Raw genomic sequence first — 17,079 nt, 5'->3', positions numbered from 1 at the left:
ACAATCCAAGCATGTATTCAGCAAGGCGATCACTCGACATTTCGCCGCCGCGGAAGCCCGTCGAAATCAGCTTCGCTCCACCCGCAATTCACCGTCCGCCTCCACGACGAACGCCGCGACTGTCCTATTGCGGCCATTCAGCTTTGCTTTCAGCAAAGCGCCGTCGGCACGGTTGATCAGGGTCGTGGTCGGTCCCGACACCGGGGATGAGGCGATGCCGACGGAGACAGAAAGCGGGCCGACAATCCGCGCGCGATAAGAAAAGGGCGTGCCGAACACGCTCGTGCGCAGCTTCTCGGCGAGCGCAAAACCTTGTTCGTCGGCCATATCGGTGGCGATGACCGTCAATTCTTCCCCGCCGAAGCGGTAGACAGTACCGGCCTCGCCAACCGTATCGGCAACGATCTGCCCGACATGCCGCAACACCTCGTCGCCGGCATCATGGCCGAACTCGTCGTTGAAACGCTTGAAGTGATCGATGTCGATCATCATGCAGATGACGGTGCGAGCGGATTGATCTCTGTGAAGGTTGTTGAGCGCCTCGTCCAGCGAGCGCCTGTTGAGCAGGCCTGTCAGCGCGTCGCGTACGGCAAGATTGATCAGCCGGTCGCGCAGTTGCAGGTTGGCGATGGCAAGGCCGATATTCTCAGCGATCAGCTCCAGATAGAGCCGCGGCGCATCGGCGGCCGTCGCATCCTTCGTGCGGTCCTCGAAATAAAGCAGGCCGATCGCCTCGCCGAGCGCGGTCAGCGGAACGCAAAGACCCGGCACGCCTGAGTGATCCAGATGCTGACAAGGAATATCGGTATCCGCCACATGGCTGACATGCGGGCGGCCACGGCGCAAGCCCCAGCAGGCGGAAGCGGCAAAGGAAGTCTCAGTATGTTCGGGCTCCAGCCACCGGCTGACTTCGCTGAGCGTCGTCCTGCTTTCGTTCATCGTGTAGAGGCATCCCGCGACGCCAGGAAAGATCTGCGGCACGAAGAGCGCGACGACTTCGGCAAGCTCATTCTGGGCGTAGCAGGCCTGCAAGCGATGCATCATCTGCAGGATGAGATCCTTCGTCTCCAGATCGCGCTTGCGCTCGGCGTCGAGACGGTTCCGCTCCAGACCGTTCTCGCGGAAGATCTGTATGGCATCGTTCATCTCGCCGATCTCGTCACGGCGGCGGTCGGTCGGCACCTCGACGGCATAATCCTGTCTTGCCAGCCGGTTGACGATTCCGGTCATGCGCACCAGCGGCAGCGCCACCCGGCGCCGCAGTATGAAATAGAGCACGCCGAGGAATATGACCGCAGTCAAGGTGAGCATCACTTTGGCAATGTTGGCCCAGAGATCGCTGCGTGCCTGCGCGGAACGGAAGGCCGCCTCGGTGCGCGCCGTCGCCAGGGCGCGAAACTGATTGACACTATTGAGCAGTGCCGTCTGGGCGCGCTCGTGTTCGGGGCCGAACAGCGTATCGCGTGCACCGGTCTGGTTGCCGCCGGTATAGGCGGCGACCGCCGCCGCCTCCACCTTATCGAGCGCCTCCGCATTGACCGCCACCTCCTCGATGACCTGACGCTCGGCATCCGGAATGCCGAGGCCGCGCAGGGCATTGATCGCCGTATCGCGGCGGCGCTCTTCACCTTCGTCGATGGTGAAGGCATCCAGATGCCTTTCCTCGCCGCGTATGACATAGAGACGGGCTTCGTCCGTCGTTTCCTCCGCGCCGAGCGCAAGCTCCTCGCCCATGCTGTTCAGCAACAGATGCTGCTCCACGGCCTGCCGCTCCTGCACAGCGCTTCGGGCCGAGAGAATGAATGCCACAGCCGACAGCACGGTCAGGACCACGGTGATACCGTAGGCCCAATTCGTAATTGTGGTAATTCTCATCTGCCGTCCTTTGCGCCCTTTTCAGGCATTCCTAAAGTACATGCCACGCCGAGCCCTCAATTATGACATGCAGCCACGGGATCAAGCGAGAATATCCAGCGTGGAAAGCTTATTCCCGGCGCATAGGCACGAACCCTCGTCTGCATCGCGCGGCGCGGAGACCTGTGGGCGTCGCGATCTTCTGACGAGAACCTCGGTTGCGGCCAGGCGGCTGCTTCCGAGGTTCCCGGCTGTCGTCAGGGGTGAGTACGACAGCCGCGTCAACAAATCGATTTTCAGACCGGCAATCCATAGGCCGACTGGAAGCTGGGAAATATATGCTTAAGTTCCACAAGTGACTGCCCCATTTCGAGACATCTTTCACGCAACGCTAAAATTTATCCTGCCAAGATTAGCCTTGCGCACGGCAATTGTTGTTCAGATCTCAGACAAGTGCGATGATTTTAACTTTCCAACCTAAGCCATTTTCCTGAATAGCTCCTCGGCTTCTGCACAGATTCTGCAAAGACAGGCGCCATCGTCGCGCCATGAACAACAGGCCCGAGACAATCACCGCTCCGCCCGCCCGCTTGCCATGCAGCCTTCTCAAGGAAGGCTGGTGGCTCGAGGACGATCGCCACCCTCAAGCCGATCCGCCCGCTCAAGGGGCCAAGATCATACTCTTCGCCGAACATCTCGCCCGGAGCCGATGCCGATGAGCCTATCCGATGCAGCAGCCCTTCCCTCAAACTCCACAAATAAATCCCATCGTAAATTCCTCACATTCATTGCCCTTCTCGCCTTGGCCGACTTTCTGCTTTTCGACAGGCAACCCGGCCTCAATCTTTTTATCTTCACCAATGCCGTTGCCGCCGGTCTACTGATCTCCTCACGAAAAAGGCAATCCATTCCAAAAATCGCAGTGCTTGTCGCCCTCAGCCTTGTCGCGTCCACGCCCCTTGCCGAAGCCACCTCCTGGATGGGTATCGCAATCAGCCTTCTCAGTCTTTGCTTGATCTCGCTCGGCATCGGCGGATTGATCCCTTCGCAACGGATCCGCCTGCCGCTCGTGCTGCTGCGCCTCCTTCTGGACGTGCCGGCACGGCCTTTTCGCCGCGCCAGCTATCGATGGCTGCAGCGCCTGCAAAAGCCGTCACCGTATGGCGTGCGGTATCATCTTCGCAACTGGATCATGCCGCTGGCTTTCTTGCCCTTTTTGCAGCCGCCAATCCGCTGATCGACAAGACGCTGCGCAGCATCGACCTTACCTTCCTGCTGCAGCTGTTCAGCATATGGCGCATCAGCTTCTGGCTTGCCGTTGCAGCCTTCTTGTCCCTGCTGCTTCGTCCACGTCTCATGCGGCGGCGCCCCCGTCGACACGATGTCCCTGATATCGCCACCGGAGCTGAAGACAAGGACATGCTGTTCGGCCATGGTGCCCTGCTGCGTTCGTTGCTGGTCTTCAATGCGCTGTTTGCCGTGCAGACGCTGCTCGATCTTACCTATCTCTGGGGTGGAGCAAGCCTGCCCGATGGCATGAGCCATGCCGAATACGCCCATCGCGGTGCCTATTCACTGCTACTGACAGCAATCCTCGCCGCCGTCTTCGTGCTTGCCGCCATGCGGCGCGGCGGCCCAGGCGACAGAAGTCCGCTGCTTCGCGGCCTGGTGCATCTGTGGGTCGCGCAGAACATCCTGCTCTGCCTTTCCTCCATTCTGCGGCTCGATCTCTATGTCGAAGTCTATTCGCTGACGGAGTTGCGTGTTGCGGCCGGCATCTGGATAGGGCTGGTCGCAGTCGGCCTCTTTCTCATCCTCCTGCGCATCCTGCTTCGTCGCTCCAACGAGTGGCTGATCGCGTTGAGCTCCGCGATGCTGGTTCTCACACTCTATGCCGCAGCGCTCGCCGATATTCCCGCCTTCATCGCCCGCTTCAACGTTGCCCATAGCCGCGAGATATCGGGCGAAGGTATCGTGCTCGATCTTGATTATCTGTCGACGCTCGGTCCGGCGGCCATTCCAGCGCTCGATACCTATCTGGCATCGTTGCCCGCCGACGCGGATGCTCGCAGGGTGCGCGAAACATTATTATGGCAGCATATCGGACGCCCGCGCGACTGGCGAAGCTGGACATATCGCGACGCCCGCCTCGACGACTACCTCAAGCAGACACAACTCTTGCAAGATCAGGCGGAAACGAAGAAAACGAATGGGTGAACCAGGACCCTTACAGCATGGCCCAGCGCATCCTCGTCGCCGACGACGAACCGAATATTCGCGACGTGATCTGCTTCGCGCTCGACCGCGCCGGCATGAAGACGACGACCGCGCGCAACGGCACAGAGGCCATGATGGCCTTTCACAAAGGCGGTCTCGATCTGATCGTTCTCGACGTTGGCATGCCCGACATGGATGGGCTGGAAGTCTGTCGCCGCATTCGCAAGACATCGAACCTTCCGATCCTCTTCCTGTCGGCACGCGACGAGGAAATCGACAGGATCCTCGGCCTGGAAATCGGCGGCGACGATTATGTCACCAAACCCTTCAGCCCGCGTGAACTGGTCGCGCGGGTCCGGACCATCTTGAAGCGAAGCGGCCATGGCTCGGAGCCGGATGCGACCAATGGCTCGGTGTCCGTCGGATCTCTGCGTCTCAATCGCGGTGGCCGCACCGCCAGTTTCGCCGATGTGCCGCTCACCTTGACGGCGCTCGAATTCTCGATCCTCGATACACTGCTGTCACGCCCCGAGATCGTCTTCAGCCGCGATCAACTGATGGAAGCGGCCTATGGCGCTGACATGCAGGTCGCCGACCGCACCATAGACAGCCATATCCGCAATCTCCGCGCCAAGCTTTCGGCCGTCGGCGGCAAGCGCATCATCGTCACGGTGCACGGCATCGGCTTCAAGCTGACATCGGCCGCGGAAGGAAGCGTCTGATGCGCGCGCCAAGGGTGAAGTCCAAATGGCGGCCGCCGCTCGCCCTCATCGTCTATGCCGTACTTTTGACCGTGATGATGCTGCCGATGCTCACGATCATCTGGTTTCGCGTCGTGCGCGCCGCCTCCGGCGCGATGGCGCCGGCGGAAATCGCGACACTTGCCGCCGTTCTGATCCTTACCCTCATCGTCGCCTATGTGCTGACGCGCACGCTGACGACGCCGATCAATGCCCTGATTGCCCGGACCGAGGAGATCGCCCGCGGCGGACGCTCCGCGATCCGGCCGCTCGAAATCTACGGCACGCGTGAGGTCGCGACCCTCTCGCAGAGCTTTCTCGATCTCGCCGGCAAGCTGGTCGATCATTCCGACTATGTGCGCTCCTTTGCCACCCATGTCTCGCACGAGCTGAAATCGCCCTTGACCTCGATCAAGGGAGCGGCGGAACTGCTGCGCGACGATGACGACAGCCATCCGATGAGCCACGAGCAGCGCAACCGCTTCCTTACAAACATCATCGCCGACACCGAACGGCTGGATCGGCTGCTGTCTCGCCTGCGGGAGCTGGCAAAGGCCGAGCTGCCGTCCGAACAGGGCACCAGCAGCCTTCGCGACATCATTGCCCAGTTGAAGATGCAATTTCGCCAATTGGCGATTATCGACGAAGGCAGCGCCGACGAGATGCTGGCACTGCCTGGCGAGGCCGCAAGCATCATCTTTGCCAATCTGGCGGAAAATGCCTTTCAGAACGGCGCCACAAGCCTTGCAATCAAGGCAAGCGGCGAAGGACGGGGGATATCGATCCAAATTCGCGACAATGGTTGCGGCATTGTCAATGGCAATCAGGATCGCATCTTCGAACCCTTCTTCTCGACGCGCCGGGACGATGGCGGCACGGGCATGGGCCTTGGCATCGTCAGAGCCATGCTCGCTTCCCACGGAGGCAGCATCGAATTGCTTGAGAGCAGCGGGGATGGGACGACGTTTCAGATCATCCTTCCCGTTGCCGCCTGAACGGAGTTGATACACTCCGTCATGAACTGGCAGCAAAAAGCGGCCCAAGACTGAAACCATCGGCCGCTCCACTATTTCGAGATGGAAGCTTACGCCGCCTGTGACTGCGCTTGAGCTTCCAAAGCCATCGCGCGTGCCGTGACGAAATCGACCTTGCCGGAGCCGAGAACCGGCACCTTGCCCACGGTCACTTCGGCGGGAACCATCATTTCCGTGGCGCCCTTCGATTTGGCGAAGGCCAGGAAATCGCTTCTAGTCGCACTCGGCGCATCGGTCAGGAGCACGAGACGCTCGCCCTTCTTGGCATCGGGTACGGACGAGACGACGCTGAGAGCACCCGGCCAGAGCTGTGCGGCAAGCGTTTCCACCGCGGCAAGCGAGATCATCTCGCCGCCGATCTTGGCGAAGCGCTTGGCTCGGCCACGGATCTTGACGAAGCCGTCCTCGTCGATGGTGACGATGTCGCCGGTGTCGTGCCAGCCTTCCGGCAGCGGTTCGAGAACGCCGGGATTGTCGGCGCGCAGGTAGCCGGCCATGACGTTGGCGCCGCGGATGAGAAGGCGGCCGCCCTCGTCAATGCCGGGAACCGGCTCGAGCTTCCATTCCATGCCCGGCATGATCTTGCCGACCGTTCCGGTGCGGTTGTACATCGGCGTGTTCAACGAGATCACAGGGGCAGCCTCGGTCACGCCATAGCCTTCCAGGATGCGCAGGCCAAACTTCTCCATATAGACCTCGCGGGTCGATGCCTTCACCGGCTCGGCGCCCGAGAAGATGTAGCGGATCGATCTCAGGTCATAGGGATGGGCGGTGCGGGCATAGCCGTTCAGGAACGTATCCGTGCCGAAGACGATGGTGGCATTGGAGACGTAGATCAGTTCCGGCACGATGCGATAGTGCAGCGGCGACGGATAGAAGAACACCGGCACACCGGAGACCAGCGGCAAGATGGTGCCTGCCGTCAGGCCGAAGGAGTGGAACATCGGCAGGACGTTGAACACCTTGTCGCCGGGGTGGAAGTCGATGCGCGAAGCGGCTTGGGCAGCATTCGACAGGACATTGCGGTGCGTCAGCACCACCCCCTTCGGCGCCCCTTCCGAACCGGAGGTGAAGAGGATCACGGCCGGATCATCGGCACTGCGTTTTGCCAGCGGCCGATATTTGCGAAGAAGGCCGACAATCTTGTCTAGAAAGGTGATCTGCGTGCGCAGTTCATCCAGCCAGACGAAGGCCACATGCTTTTCGAGCTCCTCGACCACCGGGCCGAGTTTGGCCTGCGTGATGAAAGCGCGCGAGCAGAGCACATGCTTGACCTCCGCAGTCCGGCAGGCGGAGAGAATATTCGCAGCGCCAGCCGTGAAGTTCAGCATGGCCGGAACCTTGCCCGCCGACATCACGCCGAGCACGGTCGCGGCGGTGCCATTGGCGTTCGGCAGCATGACGCCGAGCGTCTTCTCGTTCGGGAACATCTTCTTGAACTTCGCGCCAAGCACCGCAGCCCCGGTCAGGAGCTTGGCGTAGGAGAGCTTGCCGGCAATCGGGTCCTCGGCGGCGAGTTTCTTGCCGCCATATTCATGGGCGCTGTCGATGACGCGACCGAGGACTGTATTGTTGGTGTCGGCGGTGCGGAACATCAGCGTCGACATGATCTGGTAGAGCGCGGCACCGGCGGCGATACGCCGCTTCCTGCCCTTGAGTTCGGCGGGAACATCGAGCTTGACCGGCTCGAGGATCGTCACCTTGACCTTGGGGAAGAGACGGCGACGGACATGGCTCGAGGTCAGATAGGAGGCATAGCTCTTTTCCAGACCGTCGATACGAACGGGCACGATCATGGCGCCGGTCTTGTCGGCCACCATGGCGGCACCGTCATAGACCTTCATCAGCGTACCGGTGACGGTCAGGCGCCCCTCGGGGAAGATGCCGACCGGGCTGCCATCCTGGATGACCTTGATCAGCGAGCGCGTCGCCATCGGCTTGGTCGGGTCGAGCGGCAGGAACTTGCACATCTTCAAGAGCGGCCGCACCCACCATTTCTTGGCGAAGGCATAGTCGATGGCGAAGACAGGCTCTTCCTCGGTGATGGCGAGCGCCAGAGCGCCGTCCAGCAGACTCACATGGTTGAGCGCAATGATCGGCGCGGGGCCTGCCTTGCGGATGTTTTCCAGACCTTCGACCTCAAGCCGCATGAAGGCGCGGAAGACGATGGAGATCAGATCGCGGAAGGCGTTGGTCGGCAGCATTTTCAGCATCAACCAGGCAATCGCGATGTTGAGTACGGAGATGCTGAGAATGATGACCGGGATCGACAGACCCACCGCTTGAAGCACGGCCACAAGCGCCAAGCCCACAGCAATGAAGAGAGCGGACAGCACGTTCGATGCGCCGATGACGCGGGCGCGGCGATCCTCATTCGCCCAGCTCTGCATGGCCGAGAAGGTCGGAACGGCCAAGAAAGCACCGCCGATCGCCATGCCGGCCAGATCGATGGCGACGCGGATCGTTTTCGGTCCGGCGAAGAAGGCAAGAATGGTTTCGGCATGGCTGGTCGATTGCAAGCCCCATAGGTTCCAGCCGAGATCGAGACCGAAGAGCGCGACGATCAGCATGCCGATCGGCGCCGGCAAAAGCACGATGCGGCCGGCAGCCATCCATCCGGCAATGGCCGAGCCGATGGCAACCGATATGGCGAAGATCGCGAGATAGGCGGGAACGACGATTTCCGAGCCGCCGAGAATGTCAGTGACCATGACCGGCAGCATCGACATGATGAAGGCGCCGACGAACCAGAACCAGCAGTTCATCAGCGACGCCCGCCAGATGCGGCTATCGGCACGAAGCTCGTTGACCAGCCTGTAGCTGGAGCGCACGACATTGGTGTCGACGGTGAGATCAGGCGCCTTGGAACCGGTCGAGGGGATCATGCGGGCGGCAAACCAGCAGAGGATGGAAAGTCCCATCATCATCGGCCCGAAGATCCAGACATTTTCGCCCTCGCGGAAGGCAATGGCGGCGACCATCGTGCCGGTGAGAATGGCGATGAAGGTGCCGCCCTCGATCCAGGCGTTGGCCTTGGGGAGGTCCCGGTTTTCCAGATGATCCGGCAGGATGCCGTATTTGATCGGCCCGAAGAGCGAGGAAATGACGCCGAAGCCGAAGAGCGCGAGCATCAGGATCCAGATCGAGGAGAAGGCGATGCCGACCACCGAGATCGCCGCCACCAAGAGTTCGCAGCGCTTGAGAAGCTCCGCCATCCTGGCCTTGTCGTATTTGTCGGCAAGCTCACCCGCAATCGCCGACAGGAGCAGAAACGGCACGATGAAGATGCCGCCGGCAAGTGTGACCAGCGCCGCACCCTCCGTCGCCATCTGCGCGAGAATGACGAAAACCAGAGTCTGCTTTAAGAAATTATCGTTGAAGGCAGTCAGAAATTGCGTCCAGAACAGCGGCGCGAACTTCCTCGATCTCATCAGGTGCGTTTGCATGGCGTATCCCTCATTCGGCCAACAGGACGCTACAGAGTTGTTACGCAAAGGTTGAGCGCGACTACAACTCTACAGCGTCGTTAATAAAGATTAGTCCTGACCGTCACGATTGAACTTAACCAGAAGCTTTTCCGTACGGGCATCTTCTACCTTGCGGATCAGCTTGTCAGCCTCGCTGTTGTCACGAACCGTCTTGGTGACGTTGACCGCCGTCTGCACCAGCATCAGGATGCCCATGGCGAGATAGCCCTTGCCCCAGAGATCGATCGGCATCATGTAAAGGCCGACGAGGAGCATGAAAGCGGCGGCGGCAAAAGAAATGTAGGAGAAGCTGACCCAAGCCTGGGAATGTTTCTGGAAGCTGTCGTTCATGATCGTATCCTCTCAATTATCTGAATGTGTTTGATGGGGGTTCGTTTTCAGGCTGCTGAATTCATGCGCTCACGCAGGCGGGCCAGCACGTCGTCGGCCGAAGCGCCGAGCGGTGCGCCGCAGCCGGCATTGGCGAGTTTTTCGATAATATGTGCCTGCCGGCTCGCAGCATCCATTTCCTTCATGGCCGAGGCTGCGATCTCGCAGCGGCTCTGATAGGCCTGAAGACGGGCAAGCGTCTCCTCGGCCTCATCGAGCGTCGCCAGGCCGGTATTGTCGTCGCAGGCGGCACCGAGCTTCTGAGTCTGCTCGGTTGCACGCGCCAGGTGCTCGCCGCGCTGCAATTCCTGCAGCCGCGCTTCCGATGTGCGAACAGTTGCCTTGAGTTTGCCGATCGTCTGGACAAATTGCGTCCGCGCCTTCTCCGACGCATCGCGCTCGGCTTCGAGCTGGGCGATCGCCTCGGCCGCCTCCCTGGCAAGCTCGTCGCTGCCCTTCTGCAGGGCGGCAACGGCGCGCGTTTCCAGGTCCGCAATGCGGCCGATGATCGCTGCGTGCCGGTTCTTTTCCTGCTCATTCTGCGCGACGGCAATTGCCACGGCCCGCCGTGCCGACTGGATGGCACGGGCCGCCTCGCGGATCTGCTGCGCCAGCAAGGGTACCGCATTGCGATCGATGAACGCTTGCTCTGCATCGTAGGCACGACCGCGAATGAGCGTCAGAATTGAATTGAACATTTGTCGTCTCCCGTTTATGAACGATGTTCATGAAGCGATGTATGCCAGAACCATGAACGACGTTCAAGAATAATTTTGAACAACGTTCAAAAAATCAAATTGGAATAGTTAATGGCGAGAAAAACCCTGGAAAAGCGCGAGGATCTGAAGCAGCGGCTGATCGAGACGGCGCGCAATCGCATCGCTGCAGACGGGCTCTCAAACCTGAGGGCGCGCGATGTCACCCAGGATGTAGGCTGCGCTCTTGGCGGCCTGTATACGGTCTTTGCCGATCTCGACGATCTCGTCATTCACGTCAATTCGGCGACGCTGAAGGCGCTTGAGGCATCGCTGGCGCTGACAGAGGTTCGGGATCACACACCGGCCGACCGGCTGCGCAATCTCGCGCGTGGTTATCTGCGCTTTGCGGTCACCCATCGCAATCTATGGAAGGCGCTGTTCGACCATCGCCCGCCGGATGACCGCCCGAGCCCCGAGTGGCACCTGGAAGAGCATATGTTCCTGATGGGCGTCATTGCCGAGCCGCTCGCGGAATTGCAGCCGAACATGTCGGAGGCGGCGCGCGCCATCCGCGCGAGAACTCTGTTCGGCGCTGTGCATGGCGTCGTCAGCATCAGCCTGGAGGGACGGTTTGTCGGTCTGCCGATCGAAAGCCTCGAACAGGAACTCGACGACTTCATCCTGACGGTCGCAGCCGGAGCCGCGGCACGACAAGGCTAGCCGGATTTATGGTTTTTACTGCTTTGAGGGCGCGTAATTCCTGATGTCTCCGAAAGCGTAGCCGCGATCCCTGAGCTTGCGGATCAGCGACTGCAGATTTTCGCGGCCATTAAACTGGTCCTGAAACATCTCGTCGTGCATGAGCAGGATCATCTTGCCCCGCTGCGTGAAACGACCGTACTGGAAAAGATGATCGATCTCGTTGACGAGATGGTCCACCGATTGGACCGGCTTGCCGTCATCGCTATGCACCCACTCGAAATCCCAGCCATAGAGATAGAATCCCGCTTCGGCGACGAGCTCGTAATCCAGCCATTCGCGTTCCCATTGAGCGACATTGATGGAGAGATCTTCCCGCGATACCGTCGGAAGCCGAAAGACGTCCCTGCCCGGCAGCCGCGCATTGACGATCGGCGTCAGACCGAGCACTTCATTGGCGTGAAGCATGTCGGCGACGACGGCCTGGGTGTTGGAATAGTATCGTCTGTAGCGATTATTGGCGTGGCTGTAGCTGTGATTGCCGACGGTTACCAGCGGCATGGCTTTCGCTTCGGCCAAAAGCTCGCGCCCGGCGGGAATGGTCTCGACATGCTGGCCGACCATGAACATGGCGGCGGGGACATTTTGCTGGCTTAGCACGGAAAGAATGTTCTTCGTTCCAGGCAAGGGGCCGTCATCGAATGTCAGATAGATCGTCTTATCCGCCGCCTCAGCGGAGATAGCGCAAATAGCTGCAAAGATGCCGGCGAGCAGCCATCTGAAGACCATATTCCATTGATGATTCAATTCGCCCAAGCCAGCCCGCCTCCCGTATGATCGCTGCAAACTGGCATATCGCATGGAACAAGAAAAGCGCCGCGAGTGCGACAAAAGCAAAGGGCGCTCTACCCATTTCTGGGGAGCGCCCTTGCTTTTTAACCCGGACAGCAAACGCCGGCTCGACACAGAAATGTCAGCACGGCAGGCCATCGATACAGGTGATGACCGGCAAATAATCGTGAATCGCATCCTTTGCAAGAGCCGGCTGCGAAAATTTTAGCAATTCTGCCACACGAGAGAGCCATGTGACAGAATTCGCACATTTGACGAGCGCGATCCTTCGTCAGGCGGCCTTCAAGGTCGCATCACGCGGGATCTCGACGTCGATCTCCAGCATGGAGACATCCTTGTCGCGATCCATCTTCACCTGCACCTTGTCGCGATCGACCTGCACATGCTTGGCGATGACGGCGAGGATTTCCTCTCTCAGCACGGATACGAGATCCGAGCCCACGGAGGCACGCTCGTGGGCAAGGAGGATCTGCAGGCGCTCGCGCGCCATGGGTGCAGATCTCTGCTTGCGGAACAGTCCGAAAATGCTCATGCGGCCCTCCTTGCGAAGATCTTGCCGAAGATACCCCGCTTTTCGCCGGGGATGGCGATCGGCACCTGCTCGCCGGCAAGACGGCGTGCGGCATCGAAATAGGCAAGCGACGGCGCACAGCGCGCATCGGCAAGCGTGACCGGCGAGCCGAGGTTGGAGGCGCGCAGGACATCAGTGCTTTCCGGGATAATGCCGAGGAGCGGAATGGAGAGGATCTCCAGCACGTCGTCGACCTTCAGCATGTCGCCGCGTTCGGCGCGGCCGGCGTCGAAGCGGGTCAGCAGCAGGTGCTTCTCCATGCGCTCGCCGCGCTCGGCCTTCAGCGTCTTGGAGTCCAGCAGGCCGATGATGCGGTCGGAATCGCGCACCGAGGAGACTTCCGGGTTGGTGACGACTACGGCGACGTCAGCATGGCGCATGGCTAGGGTGGCGCCGCGCTCGATACCGGCCGGGCTGTCGCAGATGACCCAATCGAAATAGTTCTTGAGCTCGTTGATGACGCGCTCGACACCCTCGGGCGTCAGATTGTCCTTGTCGCGGGTCTGCGAAGCCGGCAGGAGGAAGAGCGTCTCCAGCCGCTTGTCGCGGATCAGCGCCTGCGGCAGCTTGGCATCGCCGTGAATGACATTGACGAGGTCATAAACAACGCGACGTTCCGCGCCCATGACCAGATCGAGATTACGCAGGCCGACGTCGAAATCGACCACGACGACCTTTTCGTTTCTCTGTGCCAGAGCCGCCCCCAATGCGGCCGTCGAAGTCGTCTTTCCAACTCCGCCCTTGCCTGATGTGACGACGATTACCTTGCCCATCTTGCTCTCCTGTTTTGGCCGGCTTCGGCTCAGATTAGTTTTTCGGCCATGATCGTTTCACCATCCAGCCAAAGCTGGACGGCTTGTCCCCTGAGGCCGGGTGATACGTCTTCCGCCATCTTGTAAATTCCATCGATTGCCAGCAGCTCGGCCTCGAGCTTGCGGCAAAAAATTCGCGCCGAGGCATTGCCGATCGAGCCCGCCATGGCGCGGCCGCGAAGGGCGCCGTAGATATGGACCGATCCACCCGCGATGACTTCCGCGCCCGACGCCACCGAACCGATGACGGTGACGTCACCTTCGGGAAAGATCACCGACTGGCCGGATCGCACCGGCTCGCGGATGATCAGGGATTGCGTAACTGCACGAACTTCCGGAGGCGGCGCCTTGGGTTCACTGTTGCGGCGCTCCACGACCGGCTCGGCCTCGGAGACTTCGAAATCGGCAGCCGGACGCCCGCCCTTCAGGATCGGCGGCATGCCAGGCCCGGCGATCGACGGACGACCGCCCTCGATGCCCATAATGCTGACATTGCGAGCCGAAAGCTCAGCAATCAGCTCCTTGAGCTGCGCCTTGTCGATCGGCAGGTCGGTGATGTCGAGGACGACCGGCCGTCCCAAAAAGAAGCCGGCCGAACGGGCTGCGAGGTCGTCAAGTCTGATCAACCACTGGTCCAGCGGAAGATCCGGCGAAAGCATGACCGCAAGAAAGGAGCGGCCCTTGATACGGATCGAACGAGCGTCTGTTAGCACTTTGGTCATCTATGTGAATAAATCGTTGATCTTGTGTACCGTTGATATGGTTAACAAATGGTTAATACGGGGCTCCATTGGAGCCCGAACCGCCCCATAAAACGGCCATGCTCGCAAGCGCCGAAGGCTCGTTGGAGCTGGGGTCGTAGACGCATGGAGCGGCGAAAATCGCAGCTCCTGCAAGGAGAAGAATGATGGGACGCATATGATCCTCCAGGTGCAAAGCAGTGACTGCCTTGCTTGATGTCCAACGCGAAAAAATTAACGATTCGGCGCGCCGCACCTTCCGGAGCGGCGCGCAATATCGATGCCCGGGTGATTCTCAGGCGAGCTTCAGCTCGACATTGATGTTGCCGCGAGTCGCCTTCGAATAGGGGCAGGTCTGGTGAGCTTCCTCGACCAGCGTGCGGGCAAGCTCAGGCTCGATGCCGGGCATGCTGATGGTCAGTCGTGCCTGCAGGAAGTAAGCACCTTCCGTGGTGCCCAGATCCACTTCGGCATCGACGGCGAGGTCGGCTGGGAGCTTGACCTTGCGCTTGCCCGCGGCAAGGCCCATTGCGCCGATGAAGCAGGCCGACCAGCCGGCTGCGAAGAGCTGCTCGGGATTGGTGCCGGCATGGGCGCTGCCTGGAGGAGAAAGCTTGACATCCAGCTGGTTGTCATCGCTGCGGGCGAAACCATCGCGGCCGCCGATGGTGTGGGTCTTGCCGGTGTAAAGAACCTTGTCGATCTTGGTCATGGAACACTCCGTTGTTGCGTTGCCCGCTCTGTCGTGGTGTGGGCCAACGTCTGTTGACGGAGTTGTTTTTGATGGATCGACGTATCCGGCATGTTTCCGGAATCGCCGAAAGCGTTACAAAACGTAGGCTCCAACGAGCCGGATACAATTGCTTACAAATTGCCGGAAAGTCTTTCGAAGGAACAATCAGGAAATAACGACTTCTGCCGCCAGGCCGCCACCCTCGCGGTTATAGAGCCTGACGGAGCCGCCGAGCGTCTGGGCAAGTTGCTGAGCAATCGCCAGACCTAGCCCTGTGCCGCCGGTGTTGCGGTTACGCGATTGTTCCAGCCGAAAGAAGGGCTGCATGGCTGCCTCTATCTGGTCCTGCGGAATGCCGGGACCGCGATCCAGAACGGTGATCGCAATCTGGCCCGTATCACGCCGCTCCACGGCGATTTCCGCCGCTCCGGCAAATTTCAGGGCATTGTCGATGAAATTGGTGAGGATGCGGCGAAGCGCATGTGGCTTCGTCGTCGCAGTTCCGTGAATGAGACCGAGAATCTCGACGGATTTGCCGGTGTCCTGATAGTCATAGCTGATGCTTTCGATGAAGGACGCAAGATCGATGCGCACACTCTTCTCGCCGTTGCCATGGGCGCTGCGCGCATAGGCGATCCCATCCTGCACCAGACGCTCGATCTCGCCGAGATCCTGCAACAGCTTGGTTTTCTCGGGAGAATCATCGGCGATATCGGCGCGCAGGCGCATGCGGGTGATCGGCGTCTGCAGATCGTGCGAGATCGCCGCTAGGATCTGTACGCGCTCTTCGAGATAATGCGCGATTCGATCCCGCATGGCATTGAAGGCCTTGGCGGCATGCGCCACTTCGGTCGGCCCCCGGTCGCTCAAGGCCGGGCTCTTTTTATTGGGATCTAGCGCATCGGCCGCGGCGGCAAGCTCGGCGAGCGGACGCGTGGCCTGTCTCACGGCAAACCAGATACAAAGGACGATCAACAGCATCTGGACGACGAAGACGTAAGGCAGCCAGGCCGCCATCGGCATGACGCCCTTGGGCGTAACATCGATGGTCAGCGGCCTGCCATCACTCAGATTAAGATGCGCCTGCAGCCGCGAGACCGGACCCGGTATCGCTTCCATGCGGATGGGAAAGCGATGGCCGACCGCATCCTCTATCTTGGCGGCGATCTCCGCACCATGGGCAGAGGTATCGGGCACGCCGGGCAGGCCGTTGCCCAGCTCGAAATTGTAATTGCCGCGGCTCAGCCAATCGACGAAATTCGCCCGCTCATCCGCCGGCAGGCGGTCGAGCACCGCGATCGAGGTCGCTACGTCGTTTTCCAGCGTGCCGAGCATGACGGCCTTTGCCGACATGTAGCGCTCGACATAGAGCACGCTGAAGGACAGGCCATAAGCGATCGCGAGCCCCGCCAGGAGGATAAGCGAAATGCGTGCACGCAGGGTGCTCGGCCACCATGGCCGGCGACCTGGAAGGTCGACCATGGTCATGGGCGAAGCTCCGCAATTTCCACCGGCACGGAGAAGACATAACCTTCGCTGCGCACCGTCTTGATGTACATCGGCTCCCGTGCGTCATCCCCCAGCCGCTGGCGAAGACGGCTGACGAGCAGGTCGATGGAGCGATCGAAGAGATCGGCGTCGCGACCCTGGGTGAGGTTCAGAAGCTGGTCTCGATTGAGCACCCGCTGCGGGTGGTCGATGAAGACGCGCAGCAGGCGGTATTCGGCGCCGCTGAGCGTGATCTCGGTGCCGTCCTTGTCCAGCAGATGGCGGCCGACCGTATCCAGCCGCCAGTCTCCGAAGACCAGCAATTGACCGGCTTCGCTGATCTGCAGATTGGGCGGCAGCATGCGAGTGCGGCGCAGAACCGCCTTGATGCGGGCAAGCAGCTCGCGAGCAGCGAAGGGCTTTGCCAGATAATCGTCCGCGCCCATTTCCAGGCCGAGAATCCGGTCCATCTCGTCGCTGCGCGCCGTCAACATCAGAATGGGCGTCGCCTTGTGCTTTCCGGCACGAAGCTCGCGACAGAGCACGAGGCCGTCGTCGCCCGGCATCATCACGTCGAGTACGATCAGATCGACCGAATTGGCCTCAAGAAAACTGCGCATCTGCCGGCCATCGGCAGCCGTCGTCGCCCGCAAGCCGTTCTTCTTGAGATAGCTCGACACCAGTTCGCGGATTTCCCGATCGTCATCCACGATTAGGATATGGTCGACATGATCCATTTCGATTTCCCACTCATCATCGTAAGCACCAACCTACGAATAGTCAT

Annotated in this window: 16 protein-coding genes; 5 read left to right on the top strand and 11 right to left on the bottom strand. The window is 60.4% G+C overall.

Annotated features, from left to right (window positions below; all coding sequences use genetic code 11):
- Positions 1-66: 66 nt before the first annotated feature.
- Positions 67-1,875 carry a diguanylate cyclase gene (locus PH562_RS04355; protein WP_285171729.1) on the bottom strand — a complete coding sequence of 603 codons (1,809 nt, stop codon included), beginning with the start codon at positions 1,873-1,875 and terminating at the stop codon, positions 67-69.
- A 694-nt stretch (positions 1,876-2,569) separates the two neighbouring features.
- Here PH562_RS04355 and PH562_RS04350 point away from each other — a divergent pair.
- The 4 genes from PH562_RS04350 to PH562_RS04335 are packed head-to-tail and all read left to right on the top strand — an operon-like array spanning position 2,570 to position 5,806.
- A complete protein-coding gene (locus PH562_RS04350; protein ID WP_285171728.1) occupies positions 2,570-3,091 on the top strand; it encodes a hypothetical protein in 522 nt (173 codons plus the stop codon).
- Positions 2,983-4,071: a DUF4153 domain-containing protein gene (locus PH562_RS04345; protein ID WP_285171727.1), complete on the top strand. Its 1,089-nt coding sequence runs from the start codon at positions 2,983-2,985 to the stop codon at positions 4,069-4,071. The genes PH562_RS04350 and PH562_RS04345 overlap by 109 nt, the downstream gene beginning before the upstream one ends.
- Before the next feature lie 17 nt (positions 4,072-4,088).
- Positions 4,089-4,793 (top strand): response regulator, encoded by a 705-nt coding sequence (locus tag PH562_RS04340; RefSeq protein ID WP_285171726.1) that lies wholly within the window; start codon positions 4,089-4,091, stop codon positions 4,791-4,793.
- Positions 4,793-5,806 carry a HAMP domain-containing sensor histidine kinase gene (locus tag PH562_RS04335; RefSeq protein ID WP_285171725.1) on the top strand — a complete coding sequence of 338 codons (1,014 nt, stop codon included), beginning with the start codon at positions 4,793-4,795 and terminating at the stop codon, positions 5,804-5,806. Before PH562_RS04340 ends, PH562_RS04335 begins: the two co-directional genes overlap by 1 nt.
- Positions 5,807-5,895: 89 nt before the next feature.
- Here the strand turns inward: PH562_RS04335 and PH562_RS04330 are convergent, their stop codons facing one another.
- The 3 genes from PH562_RS04330 to PH562_RS04320 all read right to left on the bottom strand — a co-directional run bounded on the left by PH562_RS04330 (position 5,896) and on the right by PH562_RS04320 (position 10,400).
- Positions 5,896-9,291 (bottom strand): acyl-[ACP]--phospholipid O-acyltransferase, encoded by a 3,396-nt coding sequence (locus tag PH562_RS04330; RefSeq protein WP_285171724.1) that lies wholly within the window; start codon positions 9,289-9,291, stop codon positions 5,896-5,898.
- 90 nt (positions 9,292-9,381) lie between these two features.
- The gene (locus PH562_RS04325) at positions 9,382-9,663 is read right to left on the bottom strand and encodes a YiaA/YiaB family inner membrane protein (protein WP_112335778.1); all 282 of its coding nucleotides are present in this window, start codon (positions 9,661-9,663) and stop codon (positions 9,382-9,384) included.
- A gap of 47 nt (positions 9,664-9,710) precedes the next feature.
- Complete coding sequence (locus PH562_RS04320; RefSeq protein ID WP_285171723.1) at positions 9,711-10,400, bottom strand: PspA/IM30 family protein; 690 nt, start codon at positions 10,398-10,400, stop codon at positions 9,711-9,713.
- A 111-nt stretch (positions 10,401-10,511) separates the two neighbouring features.
- Between PH562_RS04320 and PH562_RS04315 the strand changes: the two genes are divergently transcribed.
- Positions 10,512-11,120: a TetR/AcrR family transcriptional regulator gene (locus PH562_RS04315; RefSeq protein WP_285171722.1), complete on the top strand. Its 609-nt coding sequence runs from the start codon at positions 10,512-10,514 to the stop codon at positions 11,118-11,120.
- Positions 11,121-11,135: 15 nt separating this feature from the next.
- On the opposite strand, the gene PH562_RS04310 is transcribed toward PH562_RS04315, so the two are convergent.
- The 7 genes from PH562_RS04310 to PH562_RS04280 all read right to left on the bottom strand — a co-directional run bounded on the left by PH562_RS04310 (position 11,136) and on the right by PH562_RS04280 (position 17,032).
- Positions 11,136-11,915 (bottom strand): polysaccharide deacetylase family protein, encoded by a 780-nt coding sequence (locus tag PH562_RS04310; protein ID WP_285171721.1) that lies wholly within the window; start codon positions 11,913-11,915, stop codon positions 11,136-11,138.
- Between the two features lie 307 nt (positions 11,916-12,222).
- A complete protein-coding gene (gene minE / locus PH562_RS04305) occupies positions 12,223-12,483 on the bottom strand; it encodes a cell division topological specificity factor MinE (RefSeq protein WP_015343376.1) in 261 nt (86 codons plus the stop codon).
- A complete protein-coding gene (gene minD, locus PH562_RS04300; RefSeq protein WP_285171720.1) occupies positions 12,480-13,295 on the bottom strand; it encodes a septum site-determining protein MinD in 816 nt (271 codons plus the stop codon). The genes minE and minD overlap by 4 nt, the downstream gene beginning before the upstream one ends.
- A 29-nt stretch (positions 13,296-13,324) precedes the next feature.
- Positions 13,325-14,056 carry a septum site-determining protein MinC gene (minC, locus tag PH562_RS04295; protein WP_113232848.1) on the bottom strand — a complete coding sequence of 244 codons (732 nt, stop codon included), beginning with the start codon at positions 14,054-14,056 and terminating at the stop codon, positions 13,325-13,327.
- A 313-nt stretch (positions 14,057-14,369) separates the two neighbouring features.
- Positions 14,370-14,786 (bottom strand): organic hydroperoxide resistance protein, encoded by a 417-nt coding sequence (locus PH562_RS04290; protein WP_095437034.1) that lies wholly within the window; start codon positions 14,784-14,786, stop codon positions 14,370-14,372.
- A 186-nt stretch (positions 14,787-14,972) separates the two neighbouring features.
- Positions 14,973-16,295 (bottom strand): sensor histidine kinase, encoded by a 1,323-nt coding sequence (locus PH562_RS04285; RefSeq protein WP_285171719.1) that lies wholly within the window; start codon positions 16,293-16,295, stop codon positions 14,973-14,975.
- The gene (locus PH562_RS04280) at positions 16,292-17,032 is read right to left on the bottom strand and encodes a response regulator (protein WP_095437036.1); all 741 of its coding nucleotides are present in this window, start codon (positions 17,030-17,032) and stop codon (positions 16,292-16,294) included. Before PH562_RS04280 ends, PH562_RS04285 begins: the two co-directional genes overlap by 4 nt.
- Positions 17,033-17,079: the final 47 nt, after the last annotated feature.

The organism is Rhizobium centroccidentale (genome assembly GCF_030182565.1).
In the GTDB taxonomy this organism is placed as follows: domain Bacteria; phylum Pseudomonadota; class Alphaproteobacteria; order Rhizobiales; family Rhizobiaceae; genus Rhizobium.
The sequence above is the reverse complement of the archived record's forward strand: the minus strand, read 5'-3'. Positions and strand labels throughout refer to the sequence as shown.